This is a genomic window from Nocardia jejuensis NBRC 103114 (assembly GCF_001613145.1).
Lineage (GTDB): Bacteria > Actinomycetota > Actinomycetes > Mycobacteriales > Mycobacteriaceae > Nocardia > Nocardia jejuensis.
The window spans coordinates 151638-175270 of the sequence record NZ_BDBU01000028.1; the positions used below are offsets into that span (position 1 = coordinate 151638).

The 23633-nt window shown below is 65.8% G+C and carries 28 protein-coding genes and 1 tRNA gene; 12 read left to right on the forward strand and 17 right to left on the reverse strand.

Annotated elements, in window-relative coordinates; translation table 11 throughout:
- Positions 1-10 precede the first annotated feature (10 nt).
- A complete protein-coding gene (soxR, locus tag NJ1_RS23450; protein ID WP_067697944.1) occupies positions 11-526 on the forward strand; it encodes a redox-sensitive transcriptional activator SoxR in 516 nt (171 codons plus the stop codon).
- Here the strand turns inward: soxR and NJ1_RS23455 are convergent.
- From NJ1_RS23455 to NJ1_RS23485, 7 genes are all read right to left on the reverse strand, one after another.
- The gene (locus NJ1_RS23455; protein WP_067697946.1) at positions 501-1349 is read right to left on the reverse strand and encodes an SDR family oxidoreductase; all 849 of its coding nucleotides are present in this window, start codon (positions 1347-1349) and stop codon (positions 501-503) included. The two genes, soxR and NJ1_RS23455, sit on opposite strands and share 26 nt — an antisense overlap.
- A 124-nt stretch (positions 1350-1473) precedes the next feature.
- Positions 1474-3315, reverse strand: a complete 1842-nt coding sequence (locus NJ1_RS23460; RefSeq protein ID WP_281202154.1) for a putative bifunctional diguanylate cyclase/phosphodiesterase — start codon at positions 3313-3315, stop codon at positions 1474-1476.
- Between the two features lie 40 nt (positions 3316-3355).
- Positions 3356-5503 (reverse strand): Rv1355c family protein, encoded by a 2148-nt coding sequence (locus tag NJ1_RS23465; RefSeq protein ID WP_067697950.1) that lies wholly within the window; start codon positions 5501-5503, stop codon positions 3356-3358.
- Positions 5497-6285, reverse strand: a complete 789-nt coding sequence (locus NJ1_RS23470; protein WP_157574175.1) for a hypothetical protein — start codon at positions 6283-6285, stop codon at positions 5497-5499. The genes NJ1_RS23465 and NJ1_RS23470 overlap by 7 nt, the downstream gene beginning before the upstream one ends.
- A 221-nt stretch (positions 6286-6506) precedes the next feature.
- On the reverse strand, positions 6507-6944 hold the full coding sequence (locus tag NJ1_RS23475) for an effector binding domain-containing protein (protein ID WP_067697954.1): 438 nt from the start codon (positions 6942-6944) through the stop codon (positions 6507-6509).
- Positions 6941-7384 (reverse strand): GyrI-like domain-containing protein, encoded by a 444-nt coding sequence (locus tag NJ1_RS23480; protein ID WP_067697956.1) that lies wholly within the window; start codon positions 7382-7384, stop codon positions 6941-6943. Before NJ1_RS23480 ends, NJ1_RS23475 begins: the two co-directional genes overlap by 4 nt.
- A gap of 126 nt (positions 7385-7510) precedes the next feature.
- Positions 7511-8173 (reverse strand): trimeric intracellular cation channel family protein, encoded by a 663-nt coding sequence (locus NJ1_RS23485; protein WP_084478660.1) that lies wholly within the window; start codon positions 8171-8173, stop codon positions 7511-7513.
- A 114-nt stretch (positions 8174-8287) separates the two neighbouring features.
- Here NJ1_RS23485 and NJ1_RS23490 point away from each other — a divergent pair, with 114 nt between their 5' ends.
- The gene (locus tag NJ1_RS23490) at positions 8288-9010 is read left to right on the forward strand and encodes a uracil-DNA glycosylase (protein ID WP_245717545.1); all 723 of its coding nucleotides are present in this window, start codon (positions 8288-8290) and stop codon (positions 9008-9010) included.
- 47 nt (positions 9011-9057) lie between these two features.
- Positions 9058-9753 carry a TetR/AcrR family transcriptional regulator gene (locus NJ1_RS23495; RefSeq protein WP_422615769.1) on the forward strand — a complete coding sequence of 232 codons (696 nt, stop codon included), beginning with the start codon at positions 9058-9060 and terminating at the stop codon, positions 9751-9753.
- A gap of 8 nt (positions 9754-9761) precedes the next feature.
- Here the strand turns inward: NJ1_RS23495 and NJ1_RS23500 are convergent, their stop codons facing one another.
- Positions 9762-10103, reverse strand: coding sequence for a QcrA and Rieske domain-containing protein (locus NJ1_RS23500; RefSeq protein WP_245717550.1), 342 nt, complete (start codon positions 10101-10103; stop codon positions 9762-9764).
- A 248-nt stretch (positions 10104-10351) separates the two neighbouring features.
- Here NJ1_RS23500 and NJ1_RS23505 point away from each other — a divergent pair.
- Positions 10352-10424, forward strand: a tRNA-Ala gene (locus NJ1_RS23505).
- Between the two features lie 71 nt (positions 10425-10495).
- Here the strand turns inward: NJ1_RS23505 and NJ1_RS23510 are convergent.
- Positions 10496-10798: a hypothetical protein gene (locus tag NJ1_RS23510; protein ID WP_245717546.1), complete on the reverse strand. Its 303-nt coding sequence runs from the start codon at positions 10796-10798 to the stop codon at positions 10496-10498.
- A 387-nt stretch (positions 10799-11185) separates the two neighbouring features.
- Here NJ1_RS23510 and NJ1_RS23515 point away from each other — a divergent pair, with 387 nt between their 5' ends.
- A complete protein-coding gene (locus NJ1_RS23515; protein WP_067697963.1) occupies positions 11186-11974 on the forward strand; it encodes a helix-turn-helix domain-containing protein in 789 nt (262 codons plus the stop codon).
- A 3-nt stretch (positions 11975-11977) separates the two neighbouring features.
- Here the strand turns inward: NJ1_RS23515 and NJ1_RS38320 are convergent, their stop codons facing one another.
- From NJ1_RS38320 to NJ1_RS23530, 3 genes are all read right to left on the reverse strand, one after another.
- Positions 11978-12679 (reverse strand): HAD family hydrolase, encoded by a 702-nt coding sequence (locus NJ1_RS38320; RefSeq protein ID WP_084478677.1) that lies wholly within the window; start codon positions 12677-12679, stop codon positions 11978-11980.
- Positions 12680-12901: 222 nt separating this feature from the next.
- Entirely contained in the window at positions 12902-13825 is a 924-nt protein-coding gene (locus NJ1_RS23525; protein ID WP_067697967.1) for a TauD/TfdA dioxygenase family protein, read from the reverse strand.
- Complete coding sequence (locus tag NJ1_RS23530; protein ID WP_067697969.1) at positions 13822-14478, reverse strand: TetR/AcrR family transcriptional regulator; 657 nt, start codon at positions 14476-14478, stop codon at positions 13822-13824. The genes NJ1_RS23525 and NJ1_RS23530 overlap by 4 nt, the downstream gene beginning before the upstream one ends.
- 281 nt (positions 14479-14759) lie before the next feature.
- Here NJ1_RS23530 and NJ1_RS23535 point away from each other — a divergent pair, with 281 nt between their 5' ends.
- The 5 genes from NJ1_RS23535 to NJ1_RS23555 all read left to right on the forward strand — a co-directional run bounded on the left by NJ1_RS23535 (position 14760) and on the right by NJ1_RS23555 (position 18091).
- Entirely contained in the window at positions 14760-15326 is a 567-nt protein-coding gene (locus tag NJ1_RS23535; protein WP_067697971.1) for a Uma2 family endonuclease, read from the forward strand.
- A gap of 150 nt (positions 15327-15476) precedes the next feature.
- Positions 15477-15647, forward strand: a complete 171-nt coding sequence (locus NJ1_RS23540) for a ribbon-helix-helix protein, CopG family (RefSeq protein WP_067697973.1) — start codon at positions 15477-15479, stop codon at positions 15645-15647.
- Between the two features lie 2 nt (positions 15648-15649).
- Complete coding sequence (locus NJ1_RS23545) at positions 15650-15991, forward strand: VOC family protein (protein WP_067697975.1); 342 nt, start codon at positions 15650-15652, stop codon at positions 15989-15991.
- A 5-nt stretch (positions 15992-15996) separates the two neighbouring features.
- A complete protein-coding gene (locus tag NJ1_RS23550) occupies positions 15997-16851 on the forward strand; it encodes a class I SAM-dependent methyltransferase (RefSeq protein WP_067698038.1) in 855 nt (284 codons plus the stop codon).
- 49 nt (positions 16852-16900) lie between these two features.
- Entirely contained in the window at positions 16901-18091 is a 1191-nt protein-coding gene (locus NJ1_RS23555) for a hypothetical protein (protein ID WP_157574176.1), read from the forward strand.
- Between the two features lie 11 nt (positions 18092-18102).
- Here NJ1_RS23555 and NJ1_RS23560 read toward each other — a convergent pair whose 3' ends face one another.
- Positions 18103-19101 carry a helix-turn-helix transcriptional regulator gene (locus NJ1_RS23560; RefSeq protein ID WP_067697979.1) on the reverse strand — a complete coding sequence of 333 codons (999 nt, stop codon included), beginning with the start codon at positions 19099-19101 and terminating at the stop codon, positions 18103-18105.
- Positions 19102-19203: 102 nt separating this feature from the next.
- Between NJ1_RS23560 and NJ1_RS23565 the strand changes: the two genes are divergently transcribed.
- Positions 19204-19665 (forward strand): VOC family protein, encoded by a 462-nt coding sequence (locus NJ1_RS23565; RefSeq protein WP_067697981.1) that lies wholly within the window; start codon positions 19204-19206, stop codon positions 19663-19665.
- 68 nt (positions 19666-19733) lie between these two features.
- Here NJ1_RS23565 and NJ1_RS23570 read toward each other — a convergent pair whose 3' ends face one another.
- From NJ1_RS23570 to NJ1_RS23585, 4 genes are all read right to left on the reverse strand, one after another.
- Complete coding sequence (locus tag NJ1_RS23570) at positions 19734-20147, reverse strand: RNHCP domain-containing protein (protein ID WP_067697983.1); 414 nt, start codon at positions 20145-20147, stop codon at positions 19734-19736.
- Between the two features lie 31 nt (positions 20148-20178).
- Entirely contained in the window at positions 20179-20535 is a 357-nt protein-coding gene (locus tag NJ1_RS23575; RefSeq protein ID WP_281202155.1) for an RNHCP domain-containing protein, read from the reverse strand.
- Between the two features lie 529 nt (positions 20536-21064).
- A complete protein-coding gene (locus tag NJ1_RS23580) occupies positions 21065-21958 on the reverse strand; it encodes an alpha/beta fold hydrolase (RefSeq protein ID WP_067697987.1) in 894 nt (297 codons plus the stop codon).
- Positions 21958-22386, reverse strand: a complete 429-nt coding sequence (locus tag NJ1_RS23585; protein ID WP_067698040.1) for a hypothetical protein — start codon at positions 22384-22386, stop codon at positions 21958-21960. Before NJ1_RS23585 ends, NJ1_RS23580 begins: the two co-directional genes overlap by 1 nt.
- 130 nt (positions 22387-22516) lie before the next feature.
- Here NJ1_RS23585 and NJ1_RS23590 point away from each other — a divergent pair.
- Positions 22517-23633 (forward strand): AAA family ATPase (locus NJ1_RS23590; protein ID WP_157574177.1); only part of this gene is annotated, 1117 nt, incomplete at its 3' end.

Here is a 23633-nt window from a genome sequence, read left to right on the forward strand (position 1 = left end):
TTCTTCAGGTATGCAGACCGCGATGTGGCAGGCCAAGGAGCTCACCCCCGGCCAGCTGGCCCAGCGCGCCGGAGTTTCGGTGTCCGCCTTGCATTTCTACGAACGTGAGGGCTTGATCACAGCCCGGCGCACCAGCGGAAACCAGCGCCGCTACCCGCGCGAAACGCTGCGCCGGGTGGCCTTCATCCGCATCTCACAGCGTGTCGGAATCCCGCTGGCCGAAATCCGGCACGCGCTGGACAACCTGCCCGACGGCCGCACCCCCACCCGGCGCGACTGGGAGGCCCTCTCGCTCACCTGGCAGGCCGACCTCGACGAGCGCATCGAACAGCTGATTCGCCTGCGCGACAACCTGACCGGCTGCATCGGCTGCGGCTGCCTGTCGCTGGGCACCTGCAAGATCGTCAACGCGCACGATCACATGGGCGATCAGGGCCCCGGCGCGCGGGTACTGGACGTGCACCCCGCCGAGGCCTGCTCGAAGCCGGAGGACGGCTGCTCTATCCCCTTGGCAGAAACGTCGTGAACAGGTCGTTGGCCCGGCGCATGGCGAACTCGTAGGGCCAGGCGAACTTGCGCACCCACCAGTAGCCGAAGCGGATGTCGAACTGGGTGTGGATCATGTAGGTGCCCTTCTCGACACCCTTCAGGATCGTCTTGGCCACCTCGTCCGGCGACTTCGCGTGCCGCCGAAAGCGGTTGATCCAGGCCTCGATCCGCGGATCGTCCCGATCCACCCCGACGATGTCCACGGACTGCACCAGCGGCGTGTCCACCGCGCCCGGCACGACCAGATGCACCTTGATGTCGTGCCGCTCGAGATCGAATCGCAGGACCTCCGACACCCCACGCAGTCCGAACTTGCTGGCACTGTAGGCGGCGTGCCACGGGAAGGCCATCAAACCGGCCGCCGAGGACACATTGACCAGCGCGCCGCCGCGCTTCGCCTCGATCATGGGCGGGATGAAGTTCTCGATCACGTGGATCGGACCCATCAGGTTCACATCCACCAGCCGCTTCCAATGCCGGTGCTCCAGGTTCTCCACGGTGCCCCAGGTGGAGATGCCCGCGACGTTCATGACCGCGTCGAGCGAGCCCAGCTCCTGGTGCACCTGCTTCGCGAACGCGGTGACCGCGTCGTAGTCGCTGATGTCCAGCGCCTGCGCGAAATCCACTGCGCCCCCGGCGGCCCGGATGGCGGTGACGGTGTCGTCCAGCCCCTCGGAGTTCACATCCGTCAGGACCAGGCGCGCTCCCCGCTCCGCCGCGGCGACGGCCGTAGCGCGTCCGATTCCGCTGGCTGCCCCCGTGATCAACGTCTTCTTGCCGCTCAGGCTTCGCTCACGCACGCCGAATCCATCCTCGAGTTGACGGCCTTGTCAGACCGCACGCTACTACGCGAACACTGTTGTTCGCGCGTCCCGGCCGCGCCCCTACTTTCCTGGGGTCGCACACCCCTGCCGTGGGCGGAACCTAGTGGGTCGGGGTCCGAGCCGCACCGGGTAGGTCCAGGTCCAGCGCGATCCGCCCCGCGGCCAGATGCTTCTCCACCTCGTCGGCGGGCATGGGCCGCGCGATCAGGAACCCCTGCGCCCGATAGCAACCCAATGCCACCAGGGTACGTGCCGCGACGGTCGTCTCGACGCCCTCGCCGACGACCCCGAGGCCGAACGAGCCCGCCAGGCCCACAATCGATTTCACGATGGCCAGATCGTCCGCGCTGGCGCCGAGGCGCTGCACGAAACCGCGGTCGATCTTCACCGCGTCCACCGGCAGCGCCTTGAGATGCGACAGCGAGGAATAACCGGTGCCGAAATCGTCGATGGCGATCTGCACGCCCATCCGCTTGAGCCCGCGCAGCGTCACCTGGGTGCGCGCCAGATCCTGCACCACCACGTGCTCGGTGATCTCCAGGCACACCGAGGAGCCGTCGATACCGAACCGGCGCAGTATCCCCTCCATGGTCTCCACGAAGTCGAGGCTCACCAGCTGTACCGGCGATACGTTGATCCGGATCACCACATTCGAGGCGAGTCCGCGCCGCCGCCAGCGCGCGAACTGCTCGCATGCCGAGCGAATCACCCAGCGCCCCAGCTCACCAGCGAGATTGGTGGCCTCGGCGACGCCGACGAACGCGCCCGGCGGTAATAGGCCGCGCGTCGGATGCTGCCAGCGCACAAGGGCTTCGAGCGCGACGACCCGCCCGGTCCGCAGATCCACCTCGGGCTGATAGTGCAGCAGCAGCGAGCCGTCCGACACCGCGCTGCGCAGATTCAGCTCGACGTCGTCCTGCAGTTCGAACTGCGCGCGCATGGCGTCGGTGAACACCGCGACACCGTTGCCGCCGCTCGACTTCGCGGACAGCAGTGCGTGATCCGCGCGCCGCAGCACATCCGCGACCGTGGTCTCCCCCGGAATCCCCAGGGACACACCGATACTCGCGCCCCGGCTGACGGTCTCCCCACCGACCGTCACCCGGCGCGCGATCAACTGCTGAATCCGGATCGCCTCCTGGTCGGCCGCCGAGGCCTCCATCGGCTTGATCGGAACGATCACGAACTCGTCCCCGCCGAGGCGCGCGATCATGTCCCCGGGATCGAGATTCTCCCGCAGGCGGGTGGCCAGGGTGCGAATGAAGTTGTCCCCGGCGGTGTGGCCGAGGAAGTCGTTGAGCGCCTTGAGGCGATCGAGGTCGAGGAAGAACGCGGCCACCGGCCCGGGGCATCCGGGCTGCAGGCGGTCCTCCATGTGCTCGAGCAATGCTCGACGGTTCGCCAAGCCGGTCAGATCGTCGTGCATGGCGATGTAGCGCAACCGCTCCTCCGCGACCACGCGCGCCTGCAGTTGGGCGAACAGCGCGGCGATCGCCTTGAGCACATTGATCTCCCGGGTGCTCCACTCACGATCGCCCTCCTTCACGAAGCCGAGGACTCCGGTCGGCTCACCACGGGAGAGCAAGGGCACCGCGGCGACCGACACCTCGGCGAGTCCCGACGACTCGCGAATGGTGCGCTGATAGTCCGCGTACTCCGGAGTGGGGCGGATGACGAAGGGCTCGGTCGCGTGCTCGAGCTGAGCGAACGCCGAATCCGCCTCGTCGAAGTGTGCGACCTGAAGCGGATCGGGACCGCTCGGCGCGGGCCGCCGCGGCCATTCGGCGACCAGCATCGAGGAACGCTGTTCCTGGTCGGTATGGCGAAGGAAACTGAAATCGACGTCGAAATGTTCGACGAGCCAGGACAACACGAGCTCGCTCGATGCCACCATCGTCGTGGCGTCGACACCCATCAGCTCGGATGCGACCTGAGTTACCAATGAGTCGAGCGTCCGCCGAGGCACTTTGTCTCCGATCACACTAGCCGCAGGTGTCCGCGCCCGGTATCGGAAGCCGCCTGCTACGGACAGTCACATCCGCGGCATAGCTCAGGCGCAGCACCAACGCCGCGGCCTCTTGCTCAGGCACTCCCAATAGGTCCAGGAAACGGCCCTGGAGTGACGCTAGTGTATCGGCGAACTCCGCGGAAACCGTGCGCAACTCCTCGGGACTGCGGGCGAACAAGAAGACAGGCGACACCGGGTGCACGGCCAGTCCACACCGTTCGGCTTCGACCCACACCTTCTGCAGTACCCCGCCCGCCCGCGCGTATGCCGCCAATTCGGCGGGGTCACCCGGTGGCGGCGCATCGAAAGTCACCACCGCGACCGCGGAGCTGGACAGCACCCGATCCCTGATCGACTCACCCAGCGCGTTACCACCGGACCAACTGCGTACCCGGGCCATGACGTCCGAGCGCCTGCCGATGTCGAGTTTCACCAATTCGTCGGGGGCAAGCAGCAGGGTCCGCACGTCGAGGCCGCTGCGTGGATCCTCGCCGGGCCAGCGCAGTTCCGAGAACATCTCCTCGTGCAGACGTGGAGTCAGGAAGCGGGCACGGTCGGATTTCGCGAGCAGATCGGCGGCGGATTCGACGGCGGGCCGGGCGCTGACCCACCGGAAATTCCCACCGGCCGCCTTCGCCGCGGCCGCGAGCCGGTCTCCCGCGGCTCGGCCCATCGGGGCACCGGTACCGAGCTGTCGATTGGTATGCCGAGCGAGCAGGGCCGGGTAGTCACGGGTCAGCCCCGAATCGCTGCCGCTCTCCAACCGCAATACCGCGGTCAGCGCGCCCGGACCGCCCGTGATCAGCTCGCTCGCACCGAGCAGATCCTGCGCCGACGCCGCGCTTCGGGCATTGTGCAGCGCGGCCCCGACCGACAGCGCACTGGCGCGAAAACCGATGTCCATCGTCGAGGAGCGTTCGGGCGCAAGCGAAATTGTGACCGTGTGGTCCGCTACTGCCAGGGTCCAGGGCTGGGTATTGCCGCCCGATGGCGCCAGCTGAGCGCACTCGAGGACCGCAGTGACCCCGGACGAGGTGCTGCGCCTTTCCTCGGGCTCGGCCGGCCAGGACAGATCCTCGGCCGGCAACGGTTCGGCCAGTTCGTCCAAGCACTGTTCCAAGTCGATTCGGGTACGACCGGAGGGCAACTTCAACCCCATCCCGATCCGCCGGACCGCGGCCGCGATGCTCGCCCCACCGAGTTGGACTTCACTACCCAATTGCGGCCAGCTCGAGAGCGTCTCACCGACCTCCACCATGCTTGCGGCCAAACGATCGGAAAGGCTGTGCGCGTCCAGGATCCGGGCCACGAACGGCGCCTTCTCTCGCGTGGTCAGCCCCGCGAGGTCGGCGGCGCGCACGTCGCCGAGCAGACCGTGAAAGGGAGAGCGGTCCGGCTCCAGGTCGAAACGCTCCACATCCAGCAGCCCACGGTCACTGGTTTCCATCAACACCGGCAGGCGCCGGTCCCGGGCGGCCTCACGCACCGCGAACTTGATGTCGAGCGAATCGCACTCCTCGACGACGATCGAGAGCCCGTCCAGGAAGGCGTCCATGTTGGCGGCGTTCAGCCCCTCGTGGAAGACCTCCACCGGCAGGTAGGGATCGATCTCGGCGATACGCCGGGCGGCGACGACCGCCTTGTTCACGCCGATGTCGAGCAGCGTGCCGGGAACCCGGTTCAGATTGGTGAGCTCGAGGTCGTCGAAATCCGCCAGCCGCAGCAGACCGCAGACGCCCTCCACGGCCAGGGTGTGCGCAACCGCGTGACCGACGCTCAGTCCGACTATTCCGATTCTCTGCCGCGCCAGCAGATCCTGTTCCGCGTGGGTGACTTTGTTGCGATTTCGGTCCAGGCGAATCGCGCGCAAGGTTCGCGGACCGGGAAGGGCGATAACCGTTCGCCGCCAGGGATAGAACACCCAGCGATCAGCTTCCTTGCCCTCCAATAATTCGGGCAAATCCAGCAATTCATCGAGCTCGGCACGCAATGCGGCGCGAAGATCGGAAAATTCGATCCTCCGGTCGGCCCGCAACCGGGCCAACGCGGCGGCATCGGTGCGATCGTATTCGTTCAGCAGCGTCGGACGGTACGCGTCGGACTCCGGCCGCCCGATCAGCATGCGCCGGCCGGCCTGCCATTCTCACTCGCTATATCCGGGGCCTCGTGCAGCCCTTCGGCGAGCTGGATCTGCTCGGCATCCAGCAACGGCGCCTGCGACTCGTCCGCGATGGCACGGCAGTCGTTGCGGTCCCACCAGAGCACCACGGTGCGGTATCGATCGTCCGGGTAGGGCACTTCCGGGATCCGCCACGTCACCGTCGCTCCGCTGCAACGCCACAGCTCCGCGAGCTCTCGATCTGCGGTCGCGACGGCGTAGCGCGCGCCGAGCAGCCCTGTCGCATGGACGATTCCGCGAGCTACGGCGGCACGCAATGCCGAACGCGAGGGGGCGTCGCGCTGGACCCAGCCCGACTTGACTTCGATCACACCGTCGACGATTCGGTCGGCGATCGATCTTCGCAGCACGTCCTCACCGACATGTCCACGCCACTCGACCACCGCATGGGCTTCGTCGACGTGCCGGTACGGGCCCTGGGCGCGAACCCCGGCCACCACACGACCGTCGGAGTCGACCCCGACCATGAACATCGTCGTCGAACGCCCGTTGATCACCGAGTCGTATTCGAGAGCGCTCTCGACGCCGAACTCGCGATAGGCATCGAGCGCCCCTGCCATACACAGTCGCCACAGTGCGGGGTGGGCTTCCGGAGTACCGACATAAAAAACACAGCCCGACACCGCATCCCTGAAACGCAGCATGCCCTCTCCAGGGCCTTCCTCCGGGACAACTGCGATCGCTTCGAGGCTCATACAGTTCCTACTCCGTTGCTGCGCGTACAACGCGCGACTACCAACCCACCGTCCGATACGGTCATGTATCAACCGCTCCAGAGCAGGCGCCTAGAGGAGTATCAGCCAACGGTCTGAAATTGTCCAGACATCCGGCAAACCCTCCGAAACCCGAATGTGGATGAGGAAAAGGGTACTGGTCAAACCATTGCTGTCGGTAATAAAACTCAACCACAAGACCGGTTGGTTCTCAATCAGCTAACAATTGGCTATCAAACCAGGATCGAGATGAAGAGTTCCAGCTCGGTGGGACCGGACCAGATCTCGATCTCCTCACGGTAAGCCCGGGTGATCTCGGCCGATGCCGTCGCGTCGTCGACCTGCGCCCACACGTCCTCGGCCGGATCGTGATAATCACCATTCGGCTGGAAGCGGGCGTACACACCCTTGGGCACCCGGATCAGCACATCGCCGACGGGAGCGGCGTCGGGAGTCGGGTATTCGTACGAGACCAGCACGTTGTAGTTGCCGGCCGGGTCGGGGACGTAGACCGTGGCCAGCGGCCGGTGGTCGGCTTCGTCGCGATCGCGCAGGCGGTCCCGGAGGAACTCGATGAGCTCGCTGTTGCTGACCTTGAAGCTGGGCCGCACGCGCGGCACGACCAGTCCGCCATAGACGCCGCCGGAGCGAACCACGATCGAATAGCTCATGCGGGCTCGACCGCCAGGTACAGCTCGATCTTGTACGCGTGCGGGTAGCACTCGAAGTCGCCGGTGTGGATTCGCTTGATGTGGTTGTGCTCCTCCGCATAGGCGATCTGAGTCCACAGGTCCGTCATCACCTGCGGAAAGGCGCCGACCGAGGAGAACTTGGCGTAGCTGCCGCGCGGCAGGCGGGCCACCACGTGGCCACGGGTGACGCGCTCGAAGGATTCGCACTGGTATCCGACGATCTGGGTGTTGTAGGTGCCCAGTTCGGAGCCGAAGTCGACGTAGGCCGACGCGAGCGGACCGCCCAGTTCCTGATGCAGGACAGCGGCCCAGGCCACTTCCAGATCATGATCGCGCAGTTCTCCGAGGGCACGCTTGGGACTGCGAACCGGCAGCCCGGCGACCCAGGTCTCGTCCCGCTCTACGATCTCGAACTGCATGGAAGGAACTCTCTCCGGAGGTCTGGATGCACCGCCCGTCGGCCAACCTTCGCCATGCTATCAACCACGTCGAGCACGCTTCGGCGACACGACTGAGGTGGGGCTAACTTGGCCCCGGTCCAGCGACTATTCCGCATTCCGGCGGCGATGCGGGCGCGCTCGCGGCGCGTGCCAGTGCCGCCAGAGGGCGAGCAGTCGCAGGCCGACCGCACCCGCTCCGGCCAATCCGCCTGTCCAATAGGTGTACTGGCCGAAGTAGAGCAGCGTGGCCGTGGCGGCGGATCCCAGCAGGGCGGGCACCGCGTACAGCTCGCCGTCGCTGAGCACGCTGGGCGTCACTCCGGCCAGCACATCGCGGATGATGCCGCCCCCGACGGCGGTCACCAGGCCGAGCGCCGCGCTGGAGGGCGCGGACAGTCCGTGCTGGAAGGCCGTCACGGTTCCGGTCACGCAGAAGATCCCGAGCCCGAAGGCGTCGGCGGTGTAGAGCGGGGTGCGGATCACCCGGGTCGGCGGATGCCAGAAGAAGATCAGCACCGCCGCGAGCAGGGCTGCCACCACGTACCTCAGGTTCACGAACGCCGAGGGCGGGGTCTCGCCGATGATGAGGTCGCGGATCACGCCGCCTCCCGTGGCGGTGGCGATGGCCAGCGCCGCGATGCCGACCACATCGAATCCGCGTCGCACGGCGAGCAGCGCGCCGGAGACGCCGAATGCGAACACGCCCAGCATGTTTCCGACCACCTGCGCGCTGTCGACAGCGCTGCCGAGCGCGACGAGAGTGCTCATTCGGGCCGCTTCCTCTCCCATTCGCAAACCTTTGGTTACCGGCGATCAGTATGCCGTGTCGCGGCTGCCGCGCCGTCGTAGGCCGTTCCGTCGCCGATGGGGTTGAATCGGTTCGTGTGCCGCACAATTGCCGAGTTGGATGCCCAGGTCACGGCGTGTCGCGCCTGCCCCCGCCTGGTGGCCTGGCGGGAGCAGGTGGCGCGCGAGAAGCGTGCGGCCTTTCGTGATGAAAATTACTGGGGCAAACCGGTTCCGGGATTCGGGCCGGACGATGCTCGGCTGCTCGTGGTCGGCCTGGCTCCGGCGGCGCACGGCGGCAACAGAACCGGGCGCATGTTCACCGGGGACCGCAGCGCCGATGTGCTGATCGCCGCCATGTACGACGCCGGACTCGCGAATCAGCCCACCAGCCTGCGCGCGGACGACGGTCTCGAACTGATCGGAACCCGGGTCACCGCGCCCGTGCACTGCGCGCCGCCGGACAACAAGCCCACCCCCGGCGAGCGCGACAACTGCCGGCACTGGCTGGTCACCGAACTGGACCTGCTCACGCCCACCGTGCGCGGCATCGTCGTACTCGGCGGGTTCGGCTGGCAGGCCCTGCTCCCGGTGCTGGGCGAATCAGGCTGGGCGGTACCGAAACCCAGGCCGCGCTTCGGGCACGGCGCGCACGTGGAACTCGCGCCGACGCGGCCGGATCGCGACTCACTGCACCTGTTCGGCACCTATCACCCGAGTCAGCAGAACACCTTCACCGGTCGGCTCACACCCGCCATGCTGACCGCGGTGCTCGTCGAGGCCGCGACGACCGTCGGCCTCCCCGACGCACGCCCCTGACCGTTGCGAATCCAGCCCTCAGCAGGGCTGACGATACGATGCGTGACGTGAGCAGGGCCGACAACTCGACTCCGGGCAGCGCCGCCGGTCCCCGCGCGGACGATCACGACGCACGCACGCCGGACGCCGTCGAGGACACACCCGTACGAGCCAAACGCCGGCGCGCCGACACCCGGCAGCGCCTGCTGACCGCCGCTTTCGACGCGTTCGCCGACGACGGTTTCGGCCGCACCACCGTCGAACAGATCTGTGACCGAGCCGGATTCACCCGCGGGGCCTTCTACTCCAACTTCTCCTCGCTCGAGGAACTGTTCCTGGCGATGTGGGAGCAGAGGTCCGCGAGCATGCTCGAGCAGGTCACCGCGCTGCTGGTCACCGAACCCTCGGTGCCCGACGCACAACTGGCCGTCGAACACGTCCTGGCCGCTGTCCCCGTGGACGACAAGTGGTTTCGGATCACCGCCGAGTTCACCGCGCACGCACTGCGCAATCCGCCGCTGCGCCGGGTCATGGTGGCGCGCGAGGAATCGATCAGCGCCGCACTGCTGCCGGTGGTGGTGACACTGCTGGCCCGCTCCGGACGCCGTGTTCCCGATCCGGTGGGCCTGGGGCGCGCGCTGATCGCCGTGCACGACGGCACCCTCACCCAGTGCCTGCTGGAGCCGGACAATCCAGAAGTTCTGGCCCATCGCACCGACTTGTTCCTGCGCATCCTGGAGTCCTACAGCGAGCCCGCCGGCTGATCCGCGCGTCAGGAGATCTGTAGCTCGGCTCCCGCGACGGTGACGGTCCTGGCCGCCAGCGGCTTCTCCGCGGGTCCGCTGATCACGGCGCCGTCCGCCGCGTTGAACGAACTCCCGTGGCAGGGACACAGAATCTGCCCCTTCACGATGCCCTTCACGGTGCAGCCCGCATGCGTGCACTTGGCCGAAAACGCATGAAACTCACCAGCATTCGGCTGCGTGACGACGGTCCCCCGCTCCGCGAACACTTTCCCGCCACCCACCGGAACATCCCCCACCGGAACGCTGAACGGCGAGGTATCCGTCTTGGCAGCCTGCCCCGCCCCACACCCGGTAGCCGTCACCACCACCGCCAACGCCCCCGCACCCCCGAGCACGGCCCGCCGACTGACACCAGAGCAAACAGGATCACCCATAACCGCGACAATCTCCCATCCACCGACAGGCAACCCCGCCGAACCAACCCCCCGGCGACCATACCCACCACCCCTCCCCACCCCCCAACACCCCCACAAAACCACCCTCAACCAGCCGATTCGGCGACACCCCACCCCAGCTGCTAAAGTTTTGCATCGCAGGCCGGTAACGGTCAGCGGCTGGGGCTATAGCGCAGTTGGTAGCGCGTCTCGTTCGCATCGAGAAGGTCAGGGGTTCGATTCCCCTTAGCTCCACAACAGCGGTTCAGAGCCGGTCCTCACAGAGGACCGGCTCTTCGCTTTTCGGGATCGTCCGGCAATCCCGACTAGTTCCCCTTGACCGGCGGCAGAACCGACAGCGGCGATATTGCCCGCCGTGCGTAAGTCTCTTCCGGACTCACCGTGATCACATCGAGTTGCCGCACCAACGAACCGGGTATCCGACCATCCTCGAAGTGCTCAGCACTGGGAACGATGACAGCCTCGGCATCAAGCCGGGTCGCTTGCGCCCTCAGGCGCGCCAACGGTGGCCGTTCGAACTTCGGGTCATAGATCACCATGTCCGAGAAGTCGTAGCCGAGGCGAGTCGCAAGCTTTCGAATCTGACCTTGGTCCCAGAGCTGAGCCAAGCCTGATACATCGGTGCGGAGGTATCCGATACATGTTGGCCTCCAGTGCATTACAGCCCCCTCCGGTCCTTCGCCACGGTCGCTCGCCTGAAATTCCAAGTAGGCCCCTGGGCTGTCGTCGGACTCACCTTCGGCGATACAGGTCTCCAACACGCCACCGGGAAACTCGAAAAGTCTTGTACTCCACGCCATATCGACCCCTATGTCGTCGTTGCGGGCACCCAAGAGCCGGCTTGTTCGATGACCGATCGGAACCGTTCCTGAGTGGCTGCCTCGACGTTATGGAGAACTGAGTAGCGTCGATACCGCACGGCCGGGGCGTTGTGGGACGTATGATCCGACAGCCAACGTCCCCCAACGTCCCCTCCGCGAAGGGTTCGCCGCAAGATGCCCAACGAACGCCTCCGCGCCACGTTGCAGGACAGCGATTACGACGAACGTTCGTTAGCGGCCGAACTCGGCTTGGATCCGAAGAGCGTCCAACGCTGGATCACGCGGGAGGTGACGCCGCGGCGAACTGCTGCACTCCGCGCCGCAAAGGTTCTCGGGGTCTCGCCTGTATGGCTGTGGCCGAACCTTGGGACAGACCGGCGGGCTGCTTCACAAGCCGAAATCGTGACCCTCTACCCGCACCGTTCGGAAGTGCCTCGCCACCTCTGGCTGGATCTTCTCGCAACGGCAAACAAGCGAGTATGGCTATACGCCAACGCGAGCCTGTTTCTGCCGGAGGACAACCCGGAATCAGTAGACATCATCAAGCGGAAAGCGGACAACGGCACGGATATTCGCATCCTGATGGCCGATCCGGACAGCGAATTATGCGTAAGGCGCGGTGTCGAAGAGCGTCTGTTCGAGGCGATTCCTTCGCGAGTCCGAATGGCGTTGTCGTACTACGCTCCGCTTGTCGGGGTTTCGGGTATAGATTTTCGACTCCAATCGGAAACGCTATACAATTCAATCTTTGTCTACGATGACGATATGCTCGTCAATCAACACGTCTATGGGATGTACGGGTATATGGCTCCAGTTCTTCACCTGCGAAGAATGGAGGGAGGGGACTTCTTCGACATGTATACGCGTAGTTTCGAGCGTGTGTGGGAGATCTCTTCGAAAATCGAAGAATCGAACTTCTGGAAGCAGCGTTCAGCGACGCTCAGTGGACAACCTCTGAAGTAGGCCCTACCTCGAGAAGCTCGTGACAGCTGCTAATACCGCATCAGTGTCCCGGAGGTCTGCCAAGACCAGGTCTGCACCTGCAGCCTGAAGTTCTTCCATGCTCGCGGAACCAGAGGCGACCGCTACGACATGCGCGCCGCCGTTTCTTCCTGCCTGAACATCACGAGCCGTGTCCCCGATCAGGACGGTATTCGACTTGTCGAACAAGACACCGAATTTTTCCGATGCGCGTCTCTGCGCAAAAGCAACCAGGTTATCGCGCGCAGAATCATCGGACCCGTAACCACCGATTTCAAAATCTAGGAATCCCTCGAGTGAAAATGCCGACAGCTTCGTGATGGCATTCGGTCTGATATTTCCGCTCAGAACAGATTGAACAACTCCGGGTGTGGATCGAAGCGCCACTAGAGCGTCCCGCGCCCCAGGCAACTCATGACCCCGCTCGCGCATCGCATCGATCCTGGACAACGTTGCAGAATCCAGTACTTCCAGCGCACGTGCAGCATGATCGGTCGTCGGCTCTATTCCGTGCTCGAGCAGCATGTTTCGCATGATCTCGGGCTCCGTACGCCCATCGGTCCGCGCGCGATGCACAGCAGGCTGACCGGTCAGCAACTCAAACGCCCATCCATATATCTCTTTGTTGACACCGTAATTTTCGATCAACGTATGATCTATATCCCAAAGCACAAGCAGATCGCCCATGGGCAGCAACCCTACCGGGCCTACCTGACCGGGTTCTGCGATCTACAAACCTTGGAACCCTGCACACAAAGTGCCCGTAGGGGATGCATCACTTGACGTGCAGGCCACCAATGTTGAATCACGAGATCTGTTGTGCCGCAATCGCGATGCATCGCTAGACACGAGAGAAGAGAAGGGAGCGAGAAAGCGGTCGTCGAGGAACAGATCGTCGGCTGCGCCGGACTAGCGGTAGGGGCGATCGCCGAGGATGGCCGCGCGTTCCATCACTCGACGCTGCGGGAAGTAGTCGTTGACGGCGTAGTGCTGGGTGGCGCGGTTGTCCCAGAACGCGATAGAGCCTGCGGCCCAATGGAATCGGACCTGGTATTCGGGGGTGCGGGCCTGCTGGAACAGTTGTCGGAGCAGGTCTTCGCCGGCGTCGGGGTCGAGACCGACGATGTGGGTGGTGAAGACGGCGTTGACGAAGAGGGTCTTGCGGCCGGTCTGCGGGTGAGTGCGCACGACCGGGTGGGCCACGGGCGGGAATTCCGCTTGGCGGCGGGCGAGTTCGTCGGCGTCGAGGAATCGGCCGAACGGCAGGGTGAAGTCGTGGATCGCGTCCAAATCGTCGATCCGGGCCTTGAGATCGTCGGACAGGTTGTCGTAGGCGGCGGCCATATCGGCGAACATGGTGTCGCCTCCGGCCTCGGGCACCTCGATGGCGCGCAGGACCGAGCCGAGCGCGGGCCGTTCGCGCCAGGTGACATCGGTGTGCCAGGCGTTTTCGACGCCGGGGTTCTCCGCATCCTTGGCGAAGCGCACGATCTCGGGGACCTCACCCTGCGGCAGGAAGGGATGGATTTCGAGTTCCCCCCACAGACGGGCGAAGTCACGATGCTGGGCACCGGTCAGATGCTGGTCGCGGAAGAACAGCACCTTCCATTCCAGCAGTGCGCGATCGAGTTCGGCGAACAGTTCCGGACCGACGGGCTCCCGCAGGTCGACACCCGAGATCTCCGCACCGATCAGGTTGGTTTGCGGTGTGAGAGTGAAGAGTTCGTAGGGTGCGCCGGCGATGCCGCCGGGCAACCGGTGCAGGGTGCGCGGCCCTGCGGACAGGGAGCGGCCGGTCAGCATTTCGCCGAGGGTGGCGTAGGAGGCGGTCATCGTGATCCTTGTTCTGTTGGGGGACTTGCGATGTGAGGTGGCCAGGGGGCGGTGAGGATGGCGGTGGCCGCGTCGACGAGTACGTCGAGCCCGAGATCTCCGAGGTGTTCCGGCGGATTCGGTTCCTGCAGACGGCGTTCCCGGTCGGCCAAGGCGGTGACGACGAGCATCCCGACCAGCCGTATGCGTTCGTCGAAGATCTCGTCGGCGACCCCGTCCACCGCCTTCGCCAGAGCCGCGACGACCAGCCGCACGCTCTCGGCCTCCGGGCGGCGCATGGTGTTGATGACCGGATCGAACTGTGGGCGCCACAGGGTTTCGGCGATGAAGCGCAGATACCAGCTGGGTTCATCCCCGCGGCCCGGATCGTGCAGAGTCGCCGCCAGCGGCTCGACCAGCGCGCGAACCAGCTCGCGCACCGACGCGTCCGCCCCCAGCTCGCTCAACCGCGCCAGCCGCTGCGCGTTCACGGTCGTCATCCGCCAGACGTAGATCGCCTCGACCAGCAACTCCTTGCTGCCGTAGTGATAGGCGACAGCCGACGTATTGCGCTGCCCCGCCGCCACAGCGATCTGCCGCAACGACACCGACTCGATCCCGAACTCGGCGAACAGCCTTTCCGCCGCCGCCAGAATCTGTCCCTTCGCCGCCATTCCTCGAAGTTAACGCACTTGCGTTAATCTTCACACCAATTCATTCACCCTGATCTTTAGCGAGAATCGGGGCCTACGATCCGCTACGGTGCCAACCGAGAACGGGCACAGCATTCTGGCGGAGCACCACCCGAGTTCAGCGCACGGGGGACCCAGGGTGAACAGGACAGAATCAGGTCGCTGTCGCACTCTCCAGCTCCGGGTCACGACCCACACCCGGCTTGTACACTGATTTCGGCGGGATTCGGCCCGCTCTGAAGGTATCCGGGAGGAGCGGCATCATGACCGTCGAACCCGTCACCCCCACATGGATGCACCAGCAGATCTCGGTAGCGGAATACGACTCCTGGTCCGAGGAGCAGTGCGCGGATATCGAGATCGTGGACGGAATGGTCGCTGTGAGCCCCCGCGCATCCAAGCGCCACAACCGGTTGGCTCGGGTTCTGGCGAATGCGTTGGACGCCGCAGCAGGCCCGGACTGGAACGCGGATACGGACTTCGATGTCCGGCTTCAGGATGTTCCGCTCACAAATCGCCGTCCGGACGTCGTGGTGTATTGCGCGGACACGATCGACATAACGCCCACCCGCCCCGAACATGTGTTGCTGGTCGTGGAGGTCGTTTCGCCGGGATCGGAAACGACCGACCGGATCGTGAAGGTTGACCAATACGCGAAGGCAGGCATCGCCTTCTACTGGCGAGTCGAGCAGGCCGTTACCGGGGTCCCGCTGGTCTATACCTACGTTCTCGACCCCGCGACCAGGTCCTACCGAACCGGCGAGGTTCACACGGGCATCGTCCAGGCATCAGCACCCTTCCCACTGAAGATCGACCTCGCCGAGATCTGATCTGCCGATCGCCGGGACGAGTTCGGTGTATCTGAACAGCAAACCGGATCTGATCGGGTAGTCATCGTCGAGAGCTCGACGACGAATACCTCCGATGACGTGCGAAGAGTGACCTAGCAAGCTATCTGGCTAGCGTGCTAGCATCCTAGTGTGGGCGACGAGGATGTCAAGCAGTTCAACGTGTACCTGCCGATCGGACTGATCAAGCAGGTCAAGTTCCGGGCGATCGATACCGGTATGTCGTTGTCGGCGTTGGTCGCCGAGGCTCTGCGCGAATATCTCGACGACTCCGAACCGGATTCAGCAGCGGGGAAGGACTGATCATGATCACCGAGGGCATCGAGGCCGTGTTCCTGGAGACCAGGAATTGGGGCAGGACCGCCAAGTTCCTGCGCGAACTGGGTTACGAGATCGATTTCGAGACCGACCACAACTCGGGCCAATTCCGCAGTGCCCAAGGCCCTTACATCTTCGTCGCGGAGGTCCCGGCCAGCCGGGAGCCGAGTACGAAACTGGTGTTGAAGGTCGCGAACGCCGACCAGAGGCCGGGCGAGGGGGTGGAGATCGTGAACGAGTTCGAGGACACCCACTACGGGACCCAGGAGATGACCGTTCGCGATCCCGACGGCCGACTGTGGGCGCTGCAGGCGCCGGGCAAGGAGTGAGCACCGTGCCGGACGACGCGACGATCGCGCCGGAGAACACCGCCACCCGGGTCGCGCTGTGGCGAGCACTGCACCTTCAAGTCGATTCCGCGCCCGCGGTTTTCGACGACAGCGTCGGCGCGCGCCTGCTCGCACCCGAGGACGGCTGGCAGCAGCGGCCCGATATGGATCCGCGCACCACGGCCCCGATGCGCGCGGGCATCCTGTCGCGCGCACGCTTCATCGAGGAACTCGTGGCCGAACAGGCCGATCTCGGGGTCGACCAGTACGTGATCCTGGGCGCCGGGCTCGACACCTTCGCGCAGCGACGACCCGAACTCGCGCAACGCCTGACCGTCTTCGAGGTCGACCAGCCCGGACCACAGGAGTGGAAGCGCCGACGCCTCGGCGAACTCGGCTACGGCGTCCCCGACCGATTGCGCCTGGTACCAGTCGATTTCGAGACCGACTCGTGGTGGGACCGTTCGATCGACGCGGGATTCGACCCGCACCGCCCTGCGGTCGTGGTCTCCACGGGCGTCTCGATGTACCTCACCAGGGAGACGAATTTTGCCACTTTGCAACAACTTTCGAAACTCGCCACCGGATCCACCCTGGCCATGACCTTCATGCTTCCGATGGAGATCGTCAGCCCCGAGGAACAACAGATGCGCGGATTCGCCGAGCGCGGCGCACGTGCGTCGGGCACCCCGTTCATCAGCTTCTACACCCCCGACGAGATCGAGGCGCTGGCCGAAGAAGCGGGCTTCCCCACCGCAGAACACATTTCGTCCGTCGACATGACCCACCGCTACTTCACCGACCGCCCCGACGGCCTGCGTCCCGCCGAGTCCGAACAGATCCTGGTGGCGCGGACCTGAACGTTTCGAGAGCAGATAGGCTCCGCTCGATTCGAGCGGAGAGATGGATATGAGTGAATTCGGGGGAGATCGCGGGTTGTCGCCCGCGATCGCGGAGGCTGAAGAACAGTCCGGCAGACGGCGGCGGGCACGATCGCTGAAGCTGATCGCGCTGGTGATCGCGGCGACGGTCGTCTGCGCGGGAACCGCCGTTGCCGTGTATGTCGCGCAGCGTGATACAGGTTCCGAGGGTGCTTCGACGAGTGCGGCTCCTGCCGCCTCGTCCATCGCCCCGGCGGCGCCGTCACCTCTGGACTCGTTCACGTGGGATCCATGCGGGTATGTCAGTCCCGAGCTGTTCGACGGTGTGGCGGAACGGGATTCGGTCTCGGGTCAGCTCCGGGTTCAGATCAACGCGACGAGTTTCGACGACTGCGAGATACACGTCGTCGTGCCCGGCTCCACGTATCAGGAGGTGCTCGTCCTGATACGCAATCACCAGGCCCCACCGGACCCTGGTACGTATGACGGAAACGAGCGCTTCTCCGTTGTTGCCGAGGGAGATTGGAGTATCGCTTCCCTGAAGCAGCAGCAGCCGGGCAATTGTCTGCGCTCGGTGTACTCCTCGCGCAGCTGGGTCTGGATCAGTGCGGCCCTGTTCGAATACCAGCGCGGCTCGGGCATCGACGTCTGTGCGCTGGTCGATCCGCCCACGAACGCCTTGCTCGGCGCGATTCGTACCGCATCGACTCCGCGCCTGACGTTCCCGGCCGACTCGCTGGCCCGGGTGGATGTGTGCAAGGCCCTGACCGACGCCGAGGTCACCGCGAACGTCGAACTGCCGGGCTGGAACCCGCCGGTCGAACGCCCCGCGGCGCACTCCTGCACGTGGAAGGCGACCGTCCCCGTCCCACCGAGTTCGGTGCCGCCGAGTTTGGTCATCGACTACAACCAGGTGTTGATCATGTCGCGACTGACCACGACAGCTCCCACCGTGACGCAGAGCAACGAGATCGAGGCCAATATCGGTGGTCGGCGCGGGATCGTGCGCGCCGACAGCTCACTCGGCTGCTCAGCCACGGTCGTGGGTAAGACCTGGCAGCCCTGGCCGGGCAAGCAGGTCTACCAGGCCCGCACTCCCCTACCCAGCACGCTCGTCGAGTCCGTGTCGGTGTCCGTCACCCTGGCGAACGGACGCAAGGACGAGGCCTGCCAGATCGTGCAGGCCTTGGCCGCGAAAGCGTGGCCCCGAATCATCTGATTCGCCTGTCATCAAGTCTCGGACGGCCAGGGTCCGGCGGCGCGGGCGGCGCGCCTCGAGAGTTGGGCGAAGGCTTGCCGGAGTTCGGTTGGGCCCAGGACATCGATGTCGGCATCGAAACGGGACAGGGAGGCGGCGAGCGCGGCCCATGACCAGGCTCCGAGCCGGAGGCGACAACGGTTGTCCGCCAGGGGTTCCACGAGTCCGTCGCCCGCGTACGGAATGACCTCGGTTGCCGGGGCGTGCAGGACCACGTCGCCTTCGCAGGGCCATATGTCGGTGCTCGCCGAGCCCTTGAAGCGAGCGGAGAGGAAGGCGGAGACGTCGGCGCCGGGGAGTTCGTGTGGAATGAAGCGGGGGCCGTTGGGGATTCGCGGTGTGATGCGGTCGGCGCGGTAGATGCGCCAGTCGTCGCGGTCGGGGGTCCAGGCGATGAGATACCAACGGCCCGAGCGGGATACGAGGTGATGGGGATGGACTCGGAGAGGTGGGCGGGGGTCCGCATCGGTGGGCTCGCCGGCCGTGCGGTAGTCGAAGCGGAGTTCCTCCCGGGCTCGGATGGCTGCGCCGATCGCGAGGAGGACGTTGGTGTCGACTTGGACCGAGTGCGGCGGGACGGGGGTGAGTTCTACCGAATCGATGCGAGCCCGGAGGCGGGACGGAAGGACCTGGCGGACCGTGGCCAGGGCTCGGGCGGCGGGTTCGCCGATGTCGGCCCCGGTTCCGGATGCTGTGTGCAGGGCTATGGCTATCGCGACGACCTGGTCGTCGTCGAAGAGCATCGGTGGGGTGACGGCGCCGGCGTCGAGGCGGTATCCGCCGTCGGGGCCCTTGGCGGCCCGGATTTCATAGCCGAGGTCGCGGAGACGTTCGACGTCGCGGCGCACGGTGCGTTCACTCACATCGAGGCGTTCGGCCAGCTGCCACCCCGGCCATTCGCGCGTGACCTGCAGCAATGAGAGCAACGACAGGAGTCGGCGGGAGGTCGTGGTGGCGCTGGTCGTGGGCACTTCTCGATCATGCCTCGAGTAGCGGACGCACTCTGTCCTATACCGATGTCACTGTGAATCGGGCCCGGAAACACCGGGAGTGATACGGCCGAGGGAGCAACAATGTCGATCTCCACTGTCACCCATCTGAACTTCACCGGTGAGGCGCGCGCGGCGCTCGCGTTCTATCAGCAGGTCTTCGGCGGCGAGCTGTCGCTGGCCACCTACGGGGACTTCGGCCTGCCGAAGGAGCTTCCGGATGCCGACCGGGTCGTCTTCGGACGAGTTGTCGCCGACAACGGATTCGAGATCATGGCCTATGACGTCCCCACACACCCGGATGCCGTTGCGGCGGCGCCGTTCTCGACTCGTCGAGAGAACGGCACGACCCTCACCGACTCCCCCTTCTTCGTCTCGGTGCGCGGCACCACGCCAGAGGAGGTCGAAGCCCTCTGGGCCAAGCTCGCGGACGACGCGACGATCGTCGAGAACTTCGGTCCGGCCCAGTGGACTCCGGGCTTCGGCATGCTCACCGACCGCTTCGGCGTCACCTGGATTCTCGACGTCGAGACCGGCGGCCACTGAACCATCGGCACGCGGTAGTCGCGGTTGCGGCGGCCGGATCCCCAGGCCGGGACCTGGGGATCCCCCGCTCACAGCGAGAGCAGGGCGCGGTGCGCGAGAGTGCTTCCGCTGATCGGCCGCATGGCCAACCGCACCAGCGCGAGGGCGTTGTCATCACCCGCGGCACGATTGACGCTCAGTTCACCGCAGGCCGTGCACTGGTGCACGACCATCCACTCCCCGTCGGCGCGGGCGCTGATGCTCACCGCCTCCATTCGGCTGCGGCAGGTTGCGGCGCGATCCCCGGGAATCTTGCGATCGACGTGCAGCGACACCAGACAGTTCGGACAGTGGTTACGGTGCGCAGTGCCGGGCGCGTGAATCGGCACATCGAGTCGGCAACCGACGCAACGGAAATCGGCAGTGCCGTGGTTGTCGTGACTGTGCTGCACTGTTTTACGTCGTTGACGGCGGTGTTCGGTTCGCTTGGTGTGACGTGGCACGGGTGTCCTCCTTTCGAAGCACCACAGGGGATTACAAGGAACCGAACGTTTCGAGCGGGAAGGGCGGCTCGGCAAGTGGACGCACCGCGATGCGCATGAGCACGAGCTGATTGTCGTCGGCGCAGATCGGGTTCGCGGTCAGCTCATCGCAGCGGACGCAACGATGAACGAGCATCCACTCCCCGCCGCGCAATACGGCGATCGAAATCGGCGACATGCGTGCACCGCAGTCGCTCGGCCCGCCCTCGATCTGATCGAGGACGTGCTGAGAACGCAGACATGACGGGCAATGGTTGCGGCGTGCGCCGTCGGCGGCGTAGGTGGACACGACGAGTCCGCACCATGAGCAGGTGAAGGTGTCGAGCTTGTGAGAGGTGTTGACAGACAACCGGATACTCCTTGGCTGAAGGCATGAGATGACAGCAGGAGCAGGCCGAGCGATCCTCGGGGAAGACTCACGCGACGATCGACGTCACCGGTCGGTGACGTCGAAGGCGTGAGCGCGGGCAGGGCGCCGGAACACGAGCGTCCGAGAAGGCCGCAGGATACGGCGAGCGGGACGTGGTTACGCGGCGCGGCGAGGCGCGCTCGGCGCTGGCCGGGTCATCAACACCTCTCTCCGGGCGAACCCTGTCGTTTCGATGAGTCGCCGAGCAGCGTATCGAGCCGTCTGTTGTCCGGCCACCGATTTATCGGCGGGCGCGCGGACGGACACCTTGACAGTCGTGGGACGGTGTCCCGCCGACTCCCCGAGCCGGCGGGACCGAACTACCAGCCGAGTAGTTCGTGCGCGCAGGGCCCTCGTCCGTGCAGGACCGCGATTTCCGCCCGGAGCCACAGTGCCACCGGACCCGCGAAGAGCGTTGTCGCAGTGAACCGGTCGACGTTTCGGAATGCGTGAAGCGAGGGCATGAGGTTTACCTCTTCGGGGAGAAGACGAATTCCCGGACCGCGTCGGCGAAGCGCCGGGGTTGTTCCAGATGGCCCAGGTGACCGCTGTGTTCCAACAGAAGAAATCGTGAGCCGGGGATCAGGTCGTGCAGTTCCCGGCCCCACCGTGGTCCGCAGATCACGTCGGCGAGACCGACGATCACCAGCGCGGGGACGGTGATCTTGGGCAGGGCCGCGCGATCGTCGACGAGATCGGGTGATCGGTCGGCGGCCAGTCCGGAAATGTAGGACGCCCGGAGCTCTCGGCGCAGGGCCGCCCAGCGCGGTTCGTCGGCCCAGTAGTCCGCGACGTAGGACGGGATCACACCCCGGGCGACGGCGAGTGTCTGTTCGTCGCTCGAGATATCCGGCATCGCGGCGAATGACGCGAGCACCTCCGCGAGTTCGGCCCGGTCCGTATGAGCGGCGGCGAACTCCTGAAGCCTGCGCCCGGCCTCGGCCCCGTGCTCGGGGCCGGTGACGGGGGCTCCTTCGTAAAGGATGATGCCCGAGAGCTTTTCGGGCCGATGGATCGCGTGGTAGGCGGTGACGAACGCGCCGTGCGAGTGGCCGAGCAGGTACACCTCGCACACACCGAGATGATCGATCAGCCGCTGTAGCGCGCGACTGTAGCGCTCCCGGGTATAGCCGTGCGGATGCGTGGGCAGGCGGCCGGATTCGCCGGTGCCGAGAGCCTCGACATACACCATGGTCAGGTGTTCTTCCAGCGCGGGCATGCGCAGGTATTCCCAGTGGATTCCGGGCCCGCCGGGATGCGCCAGGCAGAGCGGGCCGGTGCCGAACACGTGGTATCGCTGCGTGCTGCCGTCGGATTCGAACGCGTGGGTACCGGGTGCGAGGGGCGCTGTGAGCGAGGGCATCACACCGCCCGCAGCGGACCGGCGAAGGACTTGCGGAGTGCGGAGGGCCCGACCAGCGGCAGCAGTGCCGCCAGGATCTTGCCCCTGAGCGCCTGCGGGGTTCTGGTGAGTTCGACGTCGATCCGGGAGCCCCGCTGGTCCGGTATGGCCCGGAAGATCCAGCCGCCGCCCGCGCCGAAGAGCTTGGAGTCCCGGGTGGTCACGGTGACGGTGTCACCGGACGGGTCCCAGTCGTAGCGAGCGCGTTCCCAGGCGGCGGCGGTGCCCTCGGTGACCTCCGCCCAGGTATCGCCGAGTTCGTGGACTACGAAGTGCTGGGCGTCGATGCTCGGCCATGCCTCGGCGCGGGCCGGGCCGAAGTCGGTGAGCACCCGCACGACCTCGGCGGGAGTCAGGGTGGACTGGAGGTGGAAGCGAACTGTTGTCATGTCCAATACCTTCGCCACCAGCGGCGGTACGCGGAATCTGTCGGTTGACGCTGAAGTGACGTAATCCTGCTTCGGTAGTGTTCTCGTCCGGTCCCGTATGTCGTTCCGGGTCCGGGAGGAGAGCGCCGTGATGCCGATGTTCGGAAGGGATACCGAGCGCAAATCCCTGGCCGCACTCGTGGCCGCTCCCCAGGACCACAGCAGCATCCTGATCGAGGGCGAACCGGGGATCGGGAAGTCGACGCTCGTCGACGCGACGGTCACCGTCGCGGCCGAGGCCGGATCACGGGTGCTGCGCACCGCGGGCGCGGAAGCCGAGCACGGTCTCGCCTATGCCGGACTGCATCGGCTGCTGTACCCGCTGCGCCGCACGTTCGATGCCCTACCGGCACGCCAGTTCGACGCTCTGACAACAGCTTTGGGCATGTCCGATGCCGACGCAGAGCCGAGCCTGCACCTGGTCGGCCTCGCCGCCCTGACCCTGCTGACCGATCTCGCGGCCGAACGCCCGCTGCTGATCGTCACCGAGGACGTGCACTGGCTCGATCCCGCCAGCGCCGAGGTGCTGGCCTTCGTCGCGCGCCGGATCGACTCCGAACCGGTCGCCTTGCTCGCGAGCGTGCGCGACGGCGTGAGCTCCCCGCTCCAAGAGGCCGGTCTGACCGTGATGCGGCTGGGTCCGCTGCTCGAGGACGAGGCGAGCGCGCTGCTCGACCGGGCCGCACCGGAGTTGCCCGCGCATATCCGCCGTCGGGTGCTGGCCGAGGCGCACGGCAATCCGCTCGCGCTGACCGAACTGCCGACCACCGTGGGGATGCTCGCGGAATCGGCCCCCACGCTGCCGCTGACCGAACGCCTCGAACGTGCCTTCGCCGCACGTGGCGCGACGCTGCCCGAGCGCACCCGAACGGCATTGCTCCTCGCGGCGCTCGACGACAGCGATTCGATCACCGAAACGCTCACCGCCGCGGGCGTTCTGCTGGAATCCACCGTGGGTATCGAGATCTTCGCGCCCGCCGTTGCCGCTCGGTTGATCGATATCTCTTCCAGCACAGTCACTTTCCGTCATCCGCTGGTGCGCTCGGCCCTGGTGGCGTCGGCGGGGCCCGAGGATCGCCGACGTGCGCACCTGGCACTGGCGGACCTGCTGACCGAGTCGCCGGATCGCCGGGTCTGGCATCGCGCGGCGGGTGCGACCGGTGCGGACGAGGAGGTGGCCACGGCGCTCGAGCAGGCCGCCGAGCGGT

What these genes read in the sequence shown, in the direction of transcription:
- soxR (WP_067697944.1), top strand. Translation starts at nt 11, where the DNA reads ATGCAGACCGCGATGTGGCAGGCCAAGGAGCTCACCCCCGGCCAGCTG.
- NJ1_RS23465 (WP_067697950.1), bottom strand. Translation starts at nt 5,503, where the DNA reads ATGCTGATCGGGCGGCCGGAGTCCGACGCGTACCGTCCGACGCTGCTG.
- NJ1_RS23475 (WP_067697954.1), bottom strand. Translation starts at nt 6,944, where the DNA reads ATGAGCTATTCGATCGTGGTTCGCTCCGGCGGCGTCTATGGCGGACTG.
- NJ1_RS23480 (WP_067697956.1), bottom strand. Translation starts at nt 7,384, where the DNA reads ATGCAGTTCGAGATCGTAGAGCGGGACGAGACCTGGGTCGCCGGGCTG.
- NJ1_RS23485 (WP_084478660.1), bottom strand. Translation starts at nt 8,173, where the DNA reads ATGAGCACTCTCGTCGCGCTCGGCAGCGCTGTCGACAGCGCGCAGGTG.
- NJ1_RS23515 (WP_067697963.1), top strand. Translation starts at nt 11,186, where the DNA reads ATGCCCAACGAACGCCTCCGCGCCACGTTGCAGGACAGCGATTACGAC.
- NJ1_RS38320 (WP_084478677.1), bottom strand. Translation starts at nt 12,679, where the DNA reads ATGGGCGATCTGCTTGTGCTTTGGGATATAGATCATACGTTGATCGAA.
- NJ1_RS23525 (WP_067697967.1), bottom strand. Translation starts at nt 13,825, where the DNA reads ATGACCGCCTCCTACGCCACCCTCGGCGAAATGCTGACCGGCCGCTCC.
- NJ1_RS23530 (WP_067697969.1), bottom strand. Translation starts at nt 14,478, where the DNA reads ATGGCGGCGAAGGGACAGATTCTGGCGGCGGCGGAAAGGCTGTTCGCC.
- NJ1_RS23535 (WP_067697971.1), top strand. Translation starts at nt 14,760, where the DNA reads ATGACCGTCGAACCCGTCACCCCCACATGGATGCACCAGCAGATCTCG.
- NJ1_RS23545 (WP_067697975.1), top strand. Translation starts at nt 15,650, where the DNA reads ATGATCACCGAGGGCATCGAGGCCGTGTTCCTGGAGACCAGGAATTGG.
- NJ1_RS23555 (WP_157574176.1), top strand. Translation starts at nt 16,901, where the DNA reads ATGAGTGAATTCGGGGGAGATCGCGGGTTGTCGCCCGCGATCGCGGAG.
- NJ1_RS23565 (WP_067697981.1), top strand. Translation starts at nt 19,204, where the DNA reads ATGTCGATCTCCACTGTCACCCATCTGAACTTCACCGGTGAGGCGCGC.
- NJ1_RS23580 (WP_067697987.1), bottom strand. Translation starts at nt 21,958, where the DNA reads ATGCCCTCGCTCACAGCGCCCCTCGCACCCGGTACCCACGCGTTCGAA.
- NJ1_RS23585 (WP_067698040.1), bottom strand. Translation starts at nt 22,386, where the DNA reads ATGACAACAGTTCGCTTCCACCTCCAGTCCACCCTGACTCCCGCCGAG.